The following is a 16052-nucleotide window of genomic DNA, read 5'->3' on the forward strand; positions in this document are numbered from 1 at the left end:
ATTTTAATGTTAATCTGATTAAATTTTATTTCAAAGCGATATCAATTACTTCGGCCATATTGGTTACGTAATTGACTTTCAAATGTTTCAGGTAATCTTTTTTGATTTCCTCCACATCTTTTCTATTAGCTTCACAAAGGATCACTTCTTTGATTCCGGCTCTGGTCGCAGCGAGTAATTTCTCTTTTATTCCGCCAACCGGAAGTACTTTTCCTCGAAGGGTGATCTCGCCTGTCATTGCAAGATGTGGTTTCACCTTGATGTTTTTATAGCTGGAAACCATCGATGTCAGCATTGCAATTCCGGCAGACGGACCATCTTTTGGCGTTGCGCCTTCCGGTACGTGAACGTGGATGTTTTTCTTCTCGATATCTTCTTCCGAGATTCCTAATTCTTCGTAATGTGCTTTGATGAATTCCAGAGCGATTGTTGCGGATTCCTTCATCACATTGCCAAGATTTCCCGTCATTGTCAAGCCTCCTTTTCCTTTGGAAAGAATACTTTCGATAAAAAGAATATCGCCGCCGACACTTGTCCACGCCAAACCTGTTACTACACCGGGAACATCTGTGATTTCCGCCAAAGTTTTCGGTCTTGGAACGCCAAGGATCTCGTCCACTTTCTCGATAGAAATTTTTGGGTCGAAGTCTTTCTCCATTGCAATCTGAAGTGCAACCCAGCGGGCAACGCCTGCAATTTTTTTCTCCAAAGATCTAACGCCGCTTTCTGAAGTGTGAGCGTCTATGATGTGTTTTAATTCAGCGTTTCCTAGTTTTAAGGATTTGGTATCCAAACCATTTTCACGCAGTTGTTTTTTGATCAAATGGCGTTTTGCGATTTCAATCTTTTCTTCCAGAGTATAACCGGCGATGCTGATGATCTCCATCCTGTCCAAAAGCGGACGCTGAACAGAGGAAAGAGAATTAGCCGTTGCAATAAACATTACTTTGGAAAGATCATATCCTAATTCTAAGAAATTATCATAGAAATTATTATTCTGTTCCGGGTCAAGAACCTCCAACAAAGCCGAACTTGGATCGCCGTGAACACCTTGACCGATTTTATCAATTTCATCTAAAACAATCACCGGATTTGAAGTTCCGGATTTTTTGATAGATTGAAGAATTCTTCCCGCCATTGCTCCGATGTAAGTTTTTCTGTGTCCGCGAATTTCGCTTTCGTCGTGTAATCCGCCAAGAGAAACTCTCACATATTTTCTGCCTAATGCATCAGCAACAGATTTTCCAAGCGAGGTTTTCCCAACGCCTGGAGGACCTACCAAACACAGGATCGGCGACTTCATATCGTTCTTAAGTTTCAGAACAGCGATGTGCTCCAAAATTCTTTTCTTGATGTCTTCTAAGCCAAAATGTTCTTTATCCAAAAGCTTCTCTGCTTTATTCAAATCGAACGCATCTTTGGAATAATGTTCCCAGGGCAGATCTGTGAAGAAATCCAGATAATTACGCTGAACATTATAATCTGGAGAACTTGGATGTTGTCTCTGCAGTCTCTGCAATTCTTTTTCGAAGTGTTTTTCCACCTCGTCGTTCCATTTTAATTTAGCAGCTTTTTTTCTGAACTCATCTGCGTCAGATTCGGCACCTCCACCTAATTCTTCCTGGATTGTACGGATCTGCTGGTTCAGAAAATATTCGCGCTGTTGTTTATCCAAATCTTTACTGGTTTTCTGATGAATCTGGCTTTTGAGTTCCAGATGACGAAAATCGTCGTGCATCATTTCATAAAGATCCTTTGCGCGGCCAATCAGTGTTTTATCTTCCAACAGACTTTGTTTTTTGTTTAAGGGAAAATTACCGTTGGCAGAAACAAAGTTCAGAAGATCTTCTTTTTCTTCAATATTTTTGATCGCAAATTGTGCGGCGTTCGGAATATTTGGATCGATGTTGATGATTTTCTCCGCCAGATCTTTGATGTTGTCCATCAATGCAGAAAATTCTTCTTTATCTTTTGGCTGAGCATCTTTTTGTTTTGTGATCTCTGCAAGGAAATAAGGGTCGTTTGAAACAAATTTCTTTACCTTAAATCTTTGGACACCTCTTGTAATGGCGGTAATGTTACCTTCGGGAAGTGTAATTATTTTAAGGATCTTGGCCAAAGTTCCAAAAACGTACAATCCATTTTCAGTCGGATTTTCCTCATCTGGATTTTTCTGGCTGATGATCCCGACCAGTTTATTTTCTCTTTGGGCATCCTCCAAAAGTTTTTTTGATTTTTCTCTTCCGGCTGTAATAGGTGTGATCACTTTTGGGAACATTACCATATTTTTTACGGGAAGAATAGGGAAAACTGTTTGTGTTTTGTCGGATTCCTGATTGCCTATATCATCAAGGTTAATCTCTTCGGCTACGATCCCGAAGCCTTCATCAAGAATCTCTTCAAAGTTGATATTATCAAATTCTGTCATAGTATGTTGAATGACATATTGTCATTAATCTTAATTGATGTGAAAACTGTTTCTCCGATTTATCAGAAAAACAATACTGTTTTAAACGAATCTATAATTTCGCAAGAGATGTGCCATTAGGAAAAGCAATACAATTTGTCAGTTTATTAAAATCATTGATCTTAAGTGATAAGCATGAGTTATGTAATTCATAAGCATGACTTAAACAAATCATGCGCATGAGTTTGGGAAATCATGCGCATGAATTATATTTTTATTTGTTTAAAATTACACCAACATTCTCTGTGCTTTTTTCACGCCTTCTGTCAGAATATCAATTTCCTCTAAAGTGTTGTAAACTGCAAAACTTGCACGGACAGTTCCTGCGATGTTGAAAAAATCCATAATCGGTTGGGTACAATGATGTCCTGTTCTTACGGCGATTCCCAGTTTGTCGAGAATCATTCCGGTGTCGGAGGCAATTCCTGCGCCTTCTAAGTTGAAAGAAACAACGCCGGTTCTGTTTGCTTTTTCGCCATAGATTTTGATGCCGTCCAGTTCCAGAAGTTTTTTCTGAGCATAGTTCAGAAGTGTATTTTCGTGGTTTTGAAGATTTTCGTGACCGATATTTTCTATGAAATCTACAGCGGCTCCTAAAGCAATATTTCCACCAACATTTGGTGTTCCCGCTTCGAATTTAAAAGGTAAACCTGCGTAAGTGGTTTTCTCAAAGCTGCAGACTGCAATCATCTCGCCGCCCCCGTGGAAAGGATGAAGGTTTTCCAGTACAGATTCCTTTCCGTAAAGAATTCCCGTTCCCATTGGTGCGTACATTTTGTGTCCTGAAAAGACAAAGAAATCACAATCCAGTTTCTGAACATCGACTTTGAAATGTGGAGCAGACTGAGCACCATCAATTAAAATATAAGCGTTGGAAAGTCGTCTTGTTTTTTCAATGATTTCTTCGATTGGGTTTACGATTCCTAAAGCATTTGAAACCTGATTTACAGAAACGATTTTTGTTTTTTCGTTAAGCCATTCGTCCAAAACACCGATTTGTAGAATTCCGTTTTCGTCCATTGGAATGACTCTCAGTTTTGAACCAGTTCTTTCGCAAAGCATCTGCCACGGAACGATGTTGGAATGGTGCTCCAAATAAGAAATGATGATTTCGTCGTTCGGTTTGATTTGATTGGTCAAAGCGTAAGCCACGAGATTGATTCCTTCCGTAGTTCCTTTTGTGAAAATGACTTCGTAGTCGTGTTTTGCATTGATGAAACGCTGAATCTTCTGTCTGGAAAGCTCCATTTCTTCCGTTGCTAATTGGCTCAAAGTGTGAATGCCGCGGTGAACATTGGCATTGACGGTTTCGTAATATTGTTTCCAGGTTTCTAAAACTGAAATCGGTTTTTGGGAAGTTGCGGCATTGTCCAGATAAACTAGTGGTTTGCCGTTAACTTGTTGATTCAGGATTGGGAATTGGGCTCTTATATGATTGATGTCGAACATTGTAATTGTTTGAAAGCTTTAATTTGATGACTAAACTTGCAGCCCGGCCTGAGTGGAAATCCTTTTTTGCGTGGTCTTCGAGTTCAACTAAACTGAAACCGTCTGCAAAAAAGATTGACTTCGTCGAACCATTTCATTAGGTTTGGGAACGGAGGACGGATAAAGCTGCCCAAATAATTAATTATTTAGAATGCGTCAAAGTTACGGCAAATTTTATTATATTTTTCGATGTTAAATATTTATAAAATAAGTCTAATTCTTGCTTCTTGGAATAATAATTGACTAATTTTGAGGAATTCATTTATTAACAATAAATACAAAACTATGTCATTCGAATTACCAAAACTTAGTTATGCGTACGATGCGTTGGAACCAACAATCGATGCAAAAACAATGGAAATCCACCACTCAAAACACCACCAGGCGTATGTAGACAATCTTAATAATGCAATCGCAGGAACAGAACTTGAAGGGAAATCTCTTGAAGAAATCCAAAAAACAGGTACTGACAAACCAGCAGTAAGAAATAACGGAGGCGGACACTACAACCACTCACTTTTCTGGGAACTTTTGACACCAGGCGGAAGCAAGGAACCAGTTGGAAATGTGAAAGCTGAAATCGAGAAAATCGGAGGTTTTGATAAATTCAAAGAAGATTTTTCTACCGCTGCGAAGACTAGATTCGGTTCTGGTTGGGCTTGGTTGGTAAAAAATTCTGATGGATCTTTAGTTGTATCTTCGACTCCAAATCAGGATAATCCATTGATGCCTGTTGCAGATGTAAAAGGAACGCCAATTCTTGGATTGGATGTTTGGGAGCATGCATATTACCTTAATTATCAGAACAGAAGACCAGACTATGTGACTGCGTTTTTTGATGTGATCAATTGGGATAAGGTAGAAGAGCTTTATAACAAATAGAAATTAGATTTTAGAAACTAGATATTAGAAGCCATCAGAAATTCTGGTGGTTTTTTTATGGCGTTGTAACTGGATTTTCAGTTTTTGTAGAAGATTGTTCAGCTTGCGGTTTCGTTTCAGGTTTAATTTCCTGTTTGGTTTCTTTTGCTTTTTGCGCCTCTTTTTCTGCCTTTTCCTTATCCAGTTTTTCCTGTTCGGCTTTTGCAATTGCGGCAAGACTGTCTTGCTCCCTCTTGATTGCGACAGCATTTATTTTTGCCATCACACTTTCCGAAGTTGCGCCGGGACCAAAGGAATCTATCGCTGTTGTGTCATAAGTGATTTGTGGCGCTGCATCCAGATTGTCGGAATTGTTCAAAACTGGTTTGTTTTTGGAGCAGGAAAAGGAGATTACAGAAATTAATACTAAAAAAAGAGATTTTCTCATACAGACAAAATTCGGAAATTATTTGATATAAAATTCAGTCAAAACAGGAAAATGATCAGAAATCTTAACACTTCTGTCCACCTTGTAACTGATTGGTATTATTGATTTTGACGAAAAAACATGGTCTATTTTCATTGGGAATTTGAAGTCGTGGAAACTCGTTCCGCTTCCTTTTCCGGTTTTCAGGAAGTCATCATCCAGATCTTCGGAAACTTTGTAATATTCGTAAGAATTCGGAACAGCGTTGAAATCACCGCCAACGATGATGGGATAGCTTGATTTATCAATAAAATCTTTGATCTGATCAATCTGTGTCTGATGTTTTTTGAATGTTGGAATCAACTTATGCAAAAGCTTCTTTGCTTTTTCCTCATTCCTGTCCATATTATCCGTTGGTTTTACCATTTTCTTGTCGAGGAAGAATGGTTCCATGTAGACATTGATGAAGCGGATTATTTTTCCATTAATCTTGATATCGGCGTAAAGACACATTCCGGTACTGACATCAGTTTTCACTTCGCCACTTTCGATGATTGGAAACTTGGACTGAATTTTTACGATCGGCCGGCTATTCTCAAAATACCGGAATCCATCCAAAGGTTTCTTGTTGTCATATTCCTGAAAAAAAATAACATCGGCATTTTGTTTATTAAGATATTCATAGATGGCATCATCTCCCAACCTGCCGAATTTTCCGTTCAGAGAGATAAGTTTGAGATTTGGAACTTCCTTTTTAGTTGGCGTATAGTTGATCCAACGTCTTGTAGGGATGATGAAAAATAAAGATAAAATGAGAAAAATTGCCGCTCGTTTTTTCCAGCTGAAAATCCAGAAAACCAATAATAAAATATCAGCAATGATCAATAAAGGAAACCCCAAAGACAAAAGATCCAGCATCCCGAAAACACTTGGCGGAATATAAGCATTCATTATCGTTCCGAATAACAGGACAATAATGATAATGTGGAAAATCGTTAAAAGAAGTCTGATAATTCCCATTTATTGGATTCTGTCTCTGTTTTTTTTCCAGTTCCAAACAAAAAGAAATCCAATCAAAGCACCACCAAGATGTGCAAAATGGGCAATATTATCGCCACTGAATTGTCCAAATCCCAAAACGAGAGAAACCACAATAATAATTGGCGTCAGATATTTTGCTTTGATAGGAAAAGGGATGAACAAAAACATCAGTTTAGCATCTGGAAACAAGGTTGAAAATGCTGCGATCACACCAAAAATGGCGCCAGAAGCACCGACCATTGGCGTTTTCAGAATAATGAAAAGTTTTTGTGCTGCGTCTCGTACAGCTTCGGAATTTGATGAAATCGGCATTTCTCCCGCGTAATTGTTGTCTGCATATTTATAGATTTCGTGGATGTCATAAGCTTGACTATTTAGGAAATTGGTCACTTGACTCACTTCATAATAATTCCAGATATTATATAATGCAAAACCACCCAAACCTGCTGCAAAATAAAGAATAATGAATTTTTTCTGTCCCAAAACCTGCTCCAAAACCGGCCCGAAACTCCAAAGCGTCATCATATTAAAAGCAATGTGAAGAACACTTCCGTGCATAAACATATGCGTGATGATCTGCCACGATCTGAAGTTTGGTGACAATGGAAAATATCCTGCTAATAGAGTATCGAGATTGATATTAATATTTGTGAGCAGAAAAGTTGCCACGAAAAATATCACATTCAGGATGATAATATTTCTGGTAACAGGCGTTATTTGAGAAAACATAGTTTAAAATTTATTTTTAAAATCGTCAAATGGAACTTCCATCCAACATTTTTTACCATTTACGGTGTATTGAGGGAATCCAAGATCAATGAAATCCTTTACCAATTGCTCGACTTCAGTTTTATAAATGAAATCAAATTTGGATTTTGTTTTCAATTTAACCCATTGGTATTCAAAGTATTTGTAAAATTCTTCTTCTGTTCGGTATTCCAAAACTTCGAAGATTTTTTCCAGAAATTTAATGACCTGAGATTCTTTCAGAGCTTCCGGAACTGTTTCAATTCTAAGGACATTTTCCTGAGCCAATGTCATTTCAAAACCAAAATCCGGGAGATATTTTTTGATGGATTTGTATTTGTTCTTTTCAATCTCATTCAAGTGATATTCCAAAGAGAACAACAGACTTTGACCCGCTTTTTTGGTCGGTAGATTTTCCTGATGCGAAGACATAATCACACGGTGCATCCGTCCAAGATCCAGCATATAAGTCAATCCGTCTTTGTTCAGAAGCCAATAGCCGTTTGGTAATCGGAACAGATCTTCGTCCAGATCATCATCTTCGAAAAGATTAATTTTTGATGGCGCCGCTTCTGTTGCCTGATAAAGTTCAGCCAGATTGATTCGCTCTTCATCCGTGGTTTTTTCCACAGAAAACGGATTGAAATCTCTGTCAACATTAATAGCGGAAGGTTGCGGCGAACTGTAATTGCTTTTACTCGGTGTAAAGAAAGCTTCCATTTTCGGGTCTCTTTCAAAATCGAGACTTGGCGCAACATTATAAATTCCTAAAGAACGCTTGATCGTAGATCTTACCAAAGCAAAAATCAAGGCTTCATCTTCAAATTTAACTTCTGTTTTCTGAGGATGAATATTAACATCGATTTTCTCCGGGTCCATTTCCAGATAAAGGAAAAATGACGGAATATAACCTGGCTGCAACAATCCTTCAAATGCTTCCTGAACGGCTTTACTAAGGTAAGCACTTCGGAAAAACCTTCCATTCACAAAGAAAAACTGTTCGCCTCTCGCTTTTTTCGCACCTTCCGGCTTTGCCACATAACCGTGAAGATGAACCCAGCCAAGATCTTCTTTGATAGGAATCAAAAGTGGTTGCAATTTCCTCCCGAAAACATCCACAATCCTTTGCATTTGACCACCTTTTCTCAGCTTGAAAACAGGTTCGTCATTATGGAACATTTCGAATTCAATATTCTCGTGAGCCAAGGAAACACGCTGGAATTCATCAATGATATGACGGAATTCTACATTGTCATTTTTAAGGAACTTGCGTCTTGCAGGAACATTGTAGAATAAATTCTTAACAGAAAAATTAGAGCCTTCAACCGTCTGGATCGGGTCCTGAAACTGGAAAAGTCCGCCTTCGATATAAATATTGGTCCCGACTGGTGAATCTTTCTGTTTTGTTTTAAGTTCCACCTGAGCAACTGCTGCGATGGATGCCAAAGCTTCTCCTCGGAAACCTTTGGTAGCAATCCTGAAAATATCTTCGGTTGAGCGGATTTTTGAAGTGGCGTGACGTTCAAAAGCGAGTCTTGCGTCAGTTTCCGACATTCCGGTTCCGTTGTCAACAACCTGAATCAGATTTTTGCCTGCATCCCGAATAATAAGCTGGATTTTGGTGGAGCCAGCATCCACAGAATTTTCCAAAAGTTCTTTCACAATGGAAGCTGGCCGCTGCACAACTTCTCCAGCAGCGATCTGATTGGCAACGTGATCCGGTAAAAGCTGAATAATGTCTGACATTTCTACGATTGAACTTTCAAAAATAAGGATAAGAATCGAGCGGTAAAAATTAAATAATTATAAATAGAAATTCGATTTTTAATCACGAATATCAATAGCGTTGGGCTTCAGCCCAATGAGAGAATGATATTAGGAAATGGCTTTAGCCGAAATTTATAATATATTTTGGCTAAAGCCTCTAATCTTGTTACTTTTGTGAATGGGCTAAAGCCCAATCCTAATAAATCACAACCAATGAAAAGAGATCTCTATATTGATTTTGCCAAAGGACTGGCGACCATTTCCATAATATTTATTCACACGGCTTTCTGGAGCGGGCAATTTTACATTCCGACAGAAGTCCGGGTTTTTTCTTTGATTTTTGATGTCGCATTATTTTATGCTTTGAGTGGAATCACTTCCGGGAATAATGTCGAGAAAACGCTTTACAGATTGCTGAAGTTGCAGATCACGTATATGATTTTCGTAACGTTTCTGTTTTTCCTCGATTACCTTTTCAAAGTTTTTGGATTGACCTTTTTCTCTCTTGAATGGCTGAAGGATTTCTATTCTACTTTCGGGAGCAAGTATGTTCCTGCCGGCATTTCTGCAGAACCGCAATGGCAGATTTTAGGAAATTGGTATCTGCATGAGTATTCCAATTGTGATACTTTTCCTGTAGTGATGGGAAGTTTCTGGTATTTGAAAGTGTATTATATTTTGACCGTTTTAGGTGTTTTGATATTGAGATTCTTTCCGAAACACATCAATTGGTTTATAGGAGTTTGCGTGGCTTTAACTTTAATTTTTAATATATTTCCTCAATATTATCCAAACGGACAAGGTGGTTATGTCGCGTTTTATATGGCCATATTCCTAATCGGAAATCGTATGAAAGGTAAAAGTATTTCAAATAAAATGATCCCTGTTTTATACGGATTGGTAGCGGTTGCTTTAGTCTGGATGTTCTGGAATTATGGGAGTGATATTTTCTATAAACTCAACAAACAAAAATTTCCGCCGAAAATTCCGTACATCATCTGGACATTATTCTCATTGGTCACCCTTTTCGTTTTCTATAACAGATTAAAAATCACGAAACCAAATTTCATAACCAATGTCGGACAGAATGCGATCTTCTTTTATTTTGCTCAGGGAATGAGTTCATCTTTAATTTATTTTCTCGTTGTTCCTTTGAAAGATTCCATGAGTTGGTGGCTGTTGGTATTGATTATTTATCCGCTTAATATTTTTCTGGCCTATTTAATTTCTAAAGGTTTGAAAAAAGTGGATGATCTTGGCTGGAAAGTTTTGGAATTTCTGAGAGAGAAAACGGCTTCAAAAAATCCATAAAAAAAGCGCTTCTAAAAGCGCTTTCTGATATTTTAATCATCTTTTCTTCTTCCTCTCGAAGCTATAATGGCGACGATAATGATCAGGATGACACCACCAATAATCCAATAAGTAGGATTAGTTTGCCATTCCTCACTAGAAGTTGTGACATTTGTTGTTTTCGTTACTGTTGAGTCTTGTGCAAAAGTTAATGCTGAAGATAAAACAGCTAAAAAGCTAAACATAAATAATTTAGCACGATCGATAATAGTTGAACTTTTCATAATTTTATTGTTTGGTTGTTGATGAATTTTCAATATCTATGCCAAATAGTAATATGATTTATCAGAGTATTGTTTTTAGGGAGCCAATTCCGAAAAATAATATTAATTACTAAAAAATACAATCAGAAGCAATCAAATCCTTATTTTTACAAAAAATATAACATGTTTCGTCTCAAACTTCTTACAGATCCGCGTTGGGCCAATATTGCAGAAGAGAACCTGGAAGAAATCCTTACAGATCACGCCTGGTGCGAGCAGAAAGCAGCTACAAACGCCATCGGACTCATCACAATGGTTCCTGAATATACAGAAATGGTAACAGAACTTCTGGCGATTGCGCAGGAAGAACTGGATCATTTCAATCAGGTTCATGAGATCATTAAAAAAAGAGGCGGCGTTTTAGGAAGAACGCGCAAAGACGATTACGTTAATGATTTGATCCAATTTTTGGTAAAAGGTGGTCACCGCGATGAGCAGATTATCGATAAAATGCTTTTCGCTGCAATGATAGAAGCAAGAAGCTGTGAACGCTTCAAAGTTCTGACAGAAAATATCAAGGACGAGGAACTGAAACAATTCTATCACGATCTGATGGTTTCCGAAGCGAATCACTATACCACATTCATCGGGTTTGCAAGACAGCTCGGCGATCCGGAAAAAGTAAACAAACGCTGGGAAGAATGGCTGGAATATGAAGCCAATATTATGAAATCCTACGGAAACAAAGAAACCATCCACGGCTAAAATCTAAAATGGACAGAAATCTCAACGATTATCTACGGTTATTTCTACGATCCTTCATTCAGGGACTGATTATTATTGGTCCTCTTGCAATTACCGTATGGATAATCCTGTCAATTGTTTTCAGCATTGATAATCTGGTCCCATCTGTTTCGGAAAAGTTTCCGGGATTGATCTTTGTTACTGTTATTTTCGGAACCACTTTCATAGGTTTTTTCGGAAACAAATTCATTATCGGAAGACTGATTGTTGACGGAGTCGATTATGTTTTGGAACATATTCCAGGGATCAAATTCATTTATACTTCTTTAAAAGATGTTTTAGGGTCGTTCGTTGGCGATAAGAAAAAATTCAATGTGCCGGTTTGGGTCAAGACCAATGAAGCGCCGGAGATCTGGAGGATTGGATTTTTGACGCAAGCCGATATGTCTGTTGTAGATCTTGAACATATGATCGCCGTTTATCTACCACATTCCTACGCTGTTTCCGGCTGGGTGATTATTACTAAATTCAATAACGTAAAGGAAGTTACCGGAATGAGCGCCGCCGAAGCAATGAAATTTGCTGTCAGTGGAGGCGTTGCCGGATTCCATTCAGACGACAATATTTTCAAAGCACCGGAGTAATTTCGAATTTATAATTAACGATTATAATGAATATTCCTGTTCATTATAATTTTCTCGTACGAAATAATTATACATTTTTATTAGGGCAGCTTTATCCGCCTTCCGTTCCCAAACCTAATGAAATGGTTCGACGAAGTCAATCTTTTTTTAGACGATTTCAGTTCTGTAGAATTAATTACCTGCAAAAAAGGATTTCCACTCAAGTCGGGCTGCGGGCTTTCTGTTCAAATAAGATGTTACCAATTAATTTCAAACTTCAAATTAATTATTCATTCTTAACTACTCATTATCATGAAATTACCTTACGCAGAACCATTCAGAATCAAAATGGTCGAAGAAATATACCAATCCACACAAGAACAACGCGAAGAATGGCTGAAAAAAGCCGATTATAACTTATTCAATCTCAGAAGTTCTCACGTCTTCATCGATTTACTGACAGACAGCGGAACCGGCGCAATGAGCGACAAACAATGGGGCGCACTGATGATCGGCGACGAGAGTTATGCCGGATCACGATCTTTCGAAGCTTTGCAAAGAACTGTGGAAAAAATTACAGGATTTCCTTACTTATTACCAACGCATCAAGGTCGAGCGGCAGAAAATGTTTTGTTTTCGGTTATGGTAAAAGAAGGTGATGTTTGCCCTGGAAATTCACATTTCGATACCACAAAAGGCCATATTGAGTTTCGAAAAGCGCACGCCATCGATTGTACAATTGACGAAGCTTTTGATATAGAGGATCTTCACCCATTCAAAGGAAATATCGATCTTGAAAAATTAGAAGCCGTTTACAGTTCTCATCCAAAAGAGCAAATTCCGTTTTGTCTAATTACAATCACTTGTAATTCTTCTGGTGGACAACCAGTTTCTCTGGAAAATATCAGAGCAGTAAAAGCTCTTTCCGATCAATACGGAATTCCTGTTTTGTTTGATGCGGCGAGGTTTGCAGAAAACGCTTACTTTATCAAAAAAAGAGAAAGGGGACAGGAAAATAGAACGATCAAAGAAATCTGTAAAGAGATTTTTTCTTACGGCGACGGAATGACGATGAGCTCCAAAAAAGATGGTTTGGTAAACATTGGTGGTTTCATCGCGTTGAAAAACAGAGAAATTTTTGAGAAGGCGTCGAACTTCACGATTATCTATGAAGGTTTCATCACTTACGGTGGAATGGCAGGACGTGATATGTCGGCTTTGGCAACAGGATTGGATGAGGCGACGGAATTTCCTTATCTGGAAAGCAGAATTTCGCAGGTCGAATATCTTGGAAACAAACTTTTGGAAGCCGGAATCCCGGTTCAGAAACCGATCGGCGGACACGCTGTTTTCATCGATGCTCTTAACTTCCTGCCGAATATTAAAAGAGAAGAATTTCCAGCACAGACTTTAGCGATTGAACTTTACAAAGAAGCTGGAATCCGTGGTGTGGAGATAGGAACTTTACTTGCAGACCGCGATCCGGAAACGAGAGAAAACCGATATCCAAAACTGGAATTACTAAGGCTGGCAATCCCAAGACGAACTTACACCAACAATCACATGGATTATGTTGCAGCGGCCGTCATCAATGTTTTTGAAAGGAGAAACGAAATAAATAAAGGTTACAAGATTACAAAAGAACCGGCCATATTGCGACATTTTACAGTCCAGTTGGATAAGATATAACTAAACAAAAAAGAGAGCCAATGGCTCTCTTTTTTTATTTTTTGATTTTGGGTGCGTTTTGTATTTCGCCCTGAGGTTGTTGTGACACATCACCTTGTCCGGGAATTCCTGGTCCGCCGGTGGGCACTTCCCCCACATCGCCTCGGTGTATGTCTTGATTTTCGGGTCCTTGTGTGTTGTTAACCTGTTGATTTGGTTTCTGTGAGATAGCATTTCCTGTCTCATCTGTCAGCTCCAGCTTAGCATCACTTTTCAGGTATTTCAGAAGTTCTTTTGCTTTGATGCCTTCAGGCGTTTTTGCATAATTCAGGACAATCTGTTCCAATTGCAGGATCATAATTTCTTTTCCTGCATTTTTCCCTGCATTGTAGGCATTCAGCAAATAAAATTTAGGTACCAATGCATCTTTTGGATTATCTGCAATAGCCTTGTCAATAATTGCTGAAGATTCTGCAAACTTTTCTGTTTCATAGAGTTTGTAGGCATCGGCATATAATTTTTCTACATCTGCCGTTGACTTGTTGAAATCCTTGTTTTTCGGATTTTTTACGAATTCTGCATAAGATGTATAAGGATATTTTGCCAGGATCTGCTGTTTGGCTTTCTCTGCGTCGGCAGGATTTTTTTCGTAATTGAAAACAAAAATATTATATAATGCCTGGAGATCAGTTTCTTCATCTGGTTTTGCTTCGACCAGATCAAAAAGCGTTTTGGTTGCTAACTTGGTGTTTCCAAAGAAAGACTCGTACATCCTTCCCATTCCAAGACTGGCTGTGTCCCGGTCTTTTTTTAATCTGCCTAATTCGTCAGCAGAAGTTGGGATTTTTTCTATGTAGAAGTCTGGTTCCAAACGTCTTGGATCGGGCGCATTTGCCAAACCTAAAGCTTCATTTTTCAATTCCTCGATAGTGGTTGTTTTTGCGGAATAACGCCAGTTGTCCATCAAGGTTCTGTTGCCCCAGGTTTGTTTAAAGGAACTTTCTCCTCTCGGAATATTATTGGAATTGGCGAAATAAAAAGTGGATCCGCCGGTTATGCCAAAATTCTGAAAACTATTGGCGTCAGAAGAATTATTAGCGAAGATAGAATTCGCACTATAATCGGAATTATCAAAACCTTTGCTTCGTTCCGATTTTCTTTTTTCAAGTGCTTCCGCTTCTTCTTTTGCTTTTATTTTATCAATATATTTTGTGAAATATTGCCGCTGTTCTTCAGGAGTCATTTTTGCCAGAGTAAGAATACTGTCGTTTTTCTTAACGACATAATAATTCTTTGATAATTTTTTAATATTTGCCGTAAGATCTGTTAATCGTTCTTTCTCCGGCAGATAAGTCATTACCGCCAAAGCGCTGTCGTAATAAACACCGGCAGTAAGATAATCATCTTTTGCAAAATATTTTTTTGCAATTTCAGAGTAAGTAAGTCCGCGAATCTGCGGATCAGATTGTTTTTCTTTCAAAGCTTTTCTAAAAAAAGTATCAGCTATAGAATCTTTTGCGGCAGAGGTTGCAACCAAGCCACTTGCATAATACAATTCATTTTTACGGGAAGCATAAGTTCCTTTTTTGGCAATCTTCGCAAGATAAGCCATCGCTTCTTCATAACTGTCGGCTTTTCCGTCAAAGGTTTTAGCAATTTCGATTTGAGATTTAACTTCAAATTCATAGCTGTTTGCGTATTTGTAAGCGGCAGCGAATGACTCTCTGGCTTCATCTTTTCTGTTGAGACCGGAAAGAATCTGGCCGCGTAAAAAAGCGATTCGGCTTTTGGTTTTCCGATCTTTGTTAACAGCGAAAGCATCTTCCAAAACTTCTGCCGCCAATTCTTTTTTGCCCCATTTCAGGAAATTTTCCGCCTGATATACCCTAAGAATTCTTAGATATTCTTTTTTAAGTTTTATTTTTGGGTTTTCCTCCATATCTTTTAAAACCTCTTCCGCACGGTAATATTCCTTTAATTTGGTATAATTGGCAGCTTTGTAAATATAGGCCAGAGGCAACCTCTTATCTTTATCCATTGTATTGAAAAGATAGCTGAGTGCGTCCAGAGACTCCAGATATTTGCCCTGATACATCCTTGCTTTTGCCAGGAGAATATAAGCATCAAATATTTTCTTGTTTTTTTCTACACCGTTTACGAGTACAGAATATTTTGTAATGGCCTTTGTCGCCTTCGCTTCTGTAATCTGAAGAATAGAAGCTCCTTTTTTATTTCCGTTTCCGGAAGAACCAGAACTTCCTCCCGTAGAAGAGAATCGTTCATTGTCAGTATTAAAAGCCGAATTGGCAGAAGATCTTGAACCAGAATTTCCTCGTATGGGCATAGGAGCGCCGGAATCATTGGAACCATTATTAGAACCACTTCCTGAGATAGGGTTTTGAATGTTGGTCACATCATCTTCTGTGGTATAAACGGAAATGTAAGGATCATAAAAATTATCCACATGAGCCTTGTCTCTGCTTTCCATTTCTGCCGCCAGAGCTTCCTTACTGTTGAATAATGTATTGTAATAGGTCATAAACCGGTTGACGGGTCCGCTTTTGGTCTTCTTTTTTTTGTGACGCGGGTTACAGGCAATTATGCTTATGACAGCAAGTATGATTAGTAAATATTTTCTCATCTAATTAATTTCAATTGGAAATTGA

The 16052-nt window shown here is 38.3% G+C and carries 13 protein-coding genes; 5 read left to right on the top strand and 8 right to left on the bottom strand.

The genetic code is table 11. The annotated features are described in order from the left end of the window. Positions 1-25: 25 nt before the first annotated feature. Together lon and ACFJGY_RS02235 are read right to left on the bottom strand one after the other, a co-directional pair. Entirely contained in the window at positions 26-2428 is a 2403-nt protein-coding gene (gene lon / locus ACFJGY_RS02230) for an endopeptidase La (RefSeq protein ID WP_379967689.1), read from the bottom strand. Positions 2429-2695: 267 nt separating this feature from the next. After that, positions 2696-3916, bottom strand: coding sequence for an aminotransferase class V-fold PLP-dependent enzyme (locus ACFJGY_RS02235; protein WP_379967692.1), 1221 nt, complete (start codon positions 3914-3916; stop codon positions 2696-2698). A 324-nt stretch (positions 3917-4240) separates the two neighbouring features. On the opposite strand from ACFJGY_RS02235, the gene ACFJGY_RS02240 reads away from it, so the two are divergent. Next, positions 4241-4837 (top strand): superoxide dismutase, encoded by a 597-nt coding sequence (locus tag ACFJGY_RS02240; RefSeq protein WP_379967694.1) that lies wholly within the window; start codon positions 4241-4243, stop codon positions 4835-4837. Positions 4838-4892: 55 nt separating this feature from the next. On the opposite strand, the gene ACFJGY_RS02245 is transcribed toward ACFJGY_RS02240, so the two are convergent. From ACFJGY_RS02245 to mutL, 4 genes are read right to left on the bottom strand one after another with little or no spacing between them, the layout of a single operon-like run. Further along, entirely contained in the window at positions 4893-5264 is a 372-nt protein-coding gene (locus ACFJGY_RS02245) for a hypothetical protein (RefSeq protein ID WP_379967697.1), read from the bottom strand. A gap of 18 nt (positions 5265-5282) precedes the next feature. After that, on the bottom strand, positions 5283-6263 hold the full coding sequence (locus ACFJGY_RS02250; RefSeq protein ID WP_379967700.1) for an endonuclease/exonuclease/phosphatase family protein: 981 nt from the start codon (positions 6261-6263) through the stop codon (positions 5283-5285). After that, positions 6264-7013 carry a rhomboid family intramembrane serine protease gene (locus ACFJGY_RS02255; protein WP_379967702.1) on the bottom strand — a complete coding sequence of 250 codons (750 nt, stop codon included), beginning with the start codon at positions 7011-7013 and terminating at the stop codon, positions 6264-6266. A gap of 3 nt (positions 7014-7016) precedes the next feature. Then, positions 7017-8777, bottom strand: a complete 1761-nt coding sequence (gene mutL, locus ACFJGY_RS02260; RefSeq protein ID WP_379967705.1) for a DNA mismatch repair endonuclease MutL — start codon at positions 8775-8777, stop codon at positions 7017-7019. A 234-nt stretch (positions 8778-9011) separates the two neighbouring features. On the opposite strand from mutL, the gene ACFJGY_RS02265 reads away from it, so the two are divergent. After that, a complete protein-coding gene (locus ACFJGY_RS02265) occupies positions 9012-10109 on the top strand; it encodes an acyltransferase family protein (protein ID WP_379967708.1) in 1098 nt (365 codons plus the stop codon). Between the two features lie 32 nt (positions 10110-10141). On the opposite strand, the gene ACFJGY_RS02270 is transcribed toward ACFJGY_RS02265, so the two are convergent. Beyond that, complete coding sequence (locus ACFJGY_RS02270) at positions 10142-10372, bottom strand: hypothetical protein (protein WP_379967711.1); 231 nt, start codon at positions 10370-10372, stop codon at positions 10142-10144. A gap of 162 nt (positions 10373-10534) precedes the next feature. Between ACFJGY_RS02270 and ACFJGY_RS02275 the strand changes: the two genes are divergently transcribed. The 3 genes from ACFJGY_RS02275 to ACFJGY_RS02285 all read left to right on the top strand — a co-directional run bounded on the left by ACFJGY_RS02275 (position 10535) and on the right by ACFJGY_RS02285 (position 13407). Next, on the top strand, positions 10535-11116 hold the full coding sequence (locus tag ACFJGY_RS02275; protein ID WP_379967714.1) for a tRNA-(ms[2]io[6]A)-hydroxylase: 582 nt from the start codon (positions 10535-10537) through the stop codon (positions 11114-11116). Between the two features lie 8 nt (positions 11117-11124). Continuing rightward, positions 11125-11739, top strand: a complete 615-nt coding sequence (locus ACFJGY_RS02280; RefSeq protein ID WP_379967716.1) for a DUF502 domain-containing protein — start codon at positions 11125-11127, stop codon at positions 11737-11739. A 291-nt stretch (positions 11740-12030) separates the two neighbouring features. Beyond that, positions 12031-13407 carry a tryptophanase gene (locus ACFJGY_RS02285; protein WP_379967718.1) on the top strand — a complete coding sequence of 459 codons (1377 nt, stop codon included), beginning with the start codon at positions 12031-12033 and terminating at the stop codon, positions 13405-13407. Positions 13408-13441: 34 nt separating this feature from the next. Here the strand turns inward: ACFJGY_RS02285 and ACFJGY_RS02290 are convergent, their stop codons facing one another. Further along, a complete protein-coding gene (locus ACFJGY_RS02290; protein WP_379967720.1) occupies positions 13442-16027 on the bottom strand; it encodes a tetratricopeptide repeat protein in 2586 nt (861 codons plus the stop codon). Between the last annotated feature and the right edge of the window lie 25 nt (positions 16028-16052).

The organism is Epilithonimonas sp. UC225_85, assembly GCF_042695135.1.
In the GTDB taxonomy this organism is placed as follows: domain Bacteria; phylum Bacteroidota; class Bacteroidia; order Flavobacteriales; family Weeksellaceae; genus Epilithonimonas.

What these genes read in the sequence shown, in the direction of transcription:
- ACFJGY_RS02265 (WP_379967708.1), top strand. Translation starts at nt 9,012, where the DNA reads ATGAAAAGAGATCTCTATATTGATTTTGCCAAAGGACTGGCGACCATT.
- ACFJGY_RS02245 (WP_379967697.1), bottom strand. Translation starts at nt 5,264, where the DNA reads ATGAGAAAATCTCTTTTTTTAGTATTAATTTCTGTAATCTCCTTTTCC.
- ACFJGY_RS02275 (WP_379967714.1), top strand. Translation starts at nt 10,535, where the DNA reads ATGTTTCGTCTCAAACTTCTTACAGATCCGCGTTGGGCCAATATTGCA.
- ACFJGY_RS02250 (WP_379967700.1), bottom strand. Translation starts at nt 6,263, where the DNA reads ATGGGAATTATCAGACTTCTTTTAACGATTTTCCACATTATCATTATT.
- ACFJGY_RS02290 (WP_379967720.1), bottom strand. Translation starts at nt 16,027, where the DNA reads ATGAGAAAATATTTACTAATCATACTTGCTGTCATAAGCATAATTGCC.
- mutL (WP_379967705.1), bottom strand. Translation starts at nt 8,777, where the DNA reads ATGTCAGACATTATTCAGCTTTTACCGGATCACGTTGCCAATCAGATC.
- ACFJGY_RS02280 (WP_379967716.1), top strand. Translation starts at nt 11,125, where the DNA reads ATGGACAGAAATCTCAACGATTATCTACGGTTATTTCTACGATCCTTC.
- ACFJGY_RS02235 (WP_379967692.1), bottom strand. Translation starts at nt 3,916, where the DNA reads ATGTTCGACATCAATCATATAAGAGCCCAATTCCCAATCCTGAATCAA.
- ACFJGY_RS02255 (WP_379967702.1), bottom strand. Translation starts at nt 7,013, where the DNA reads ATGTTTTCTCAAATAACGCCTGTTACCAGAAATATTATCATCCTGAAT.
- ACFJGY_RS02285 (WP_379967718.1), top strand. Translation starts at nt 12,031, where the DNA reads ATGAAATTACCTTACGCAGAACCATTCAGAATCAAAATGGTCGAAGAA.
- lon (WP_379967689.1), bottom strand. Translation starts at nt 2,428, where the DNA reads ATGACAGAATTTGATAATATCAACTTTGAAGAGATTCTTGATGAAGGC.
- ACFJGY_RS02270 (WP_379967711.1), bottom strand. Translation starts at nt 10,372, where the DNA reads ATGAAAAGTTCAACTATTATCGATCGTGCTAAATTATTTATGTTTAGC.
- ACFJGY_RS02240 (WP_379967694.1), top strand. Translation starts at nt 4,241, where the DNA reads ATGTCATTCGAATTACCAAAACTTAGTTATGCGTACGATGCGTTGGAA.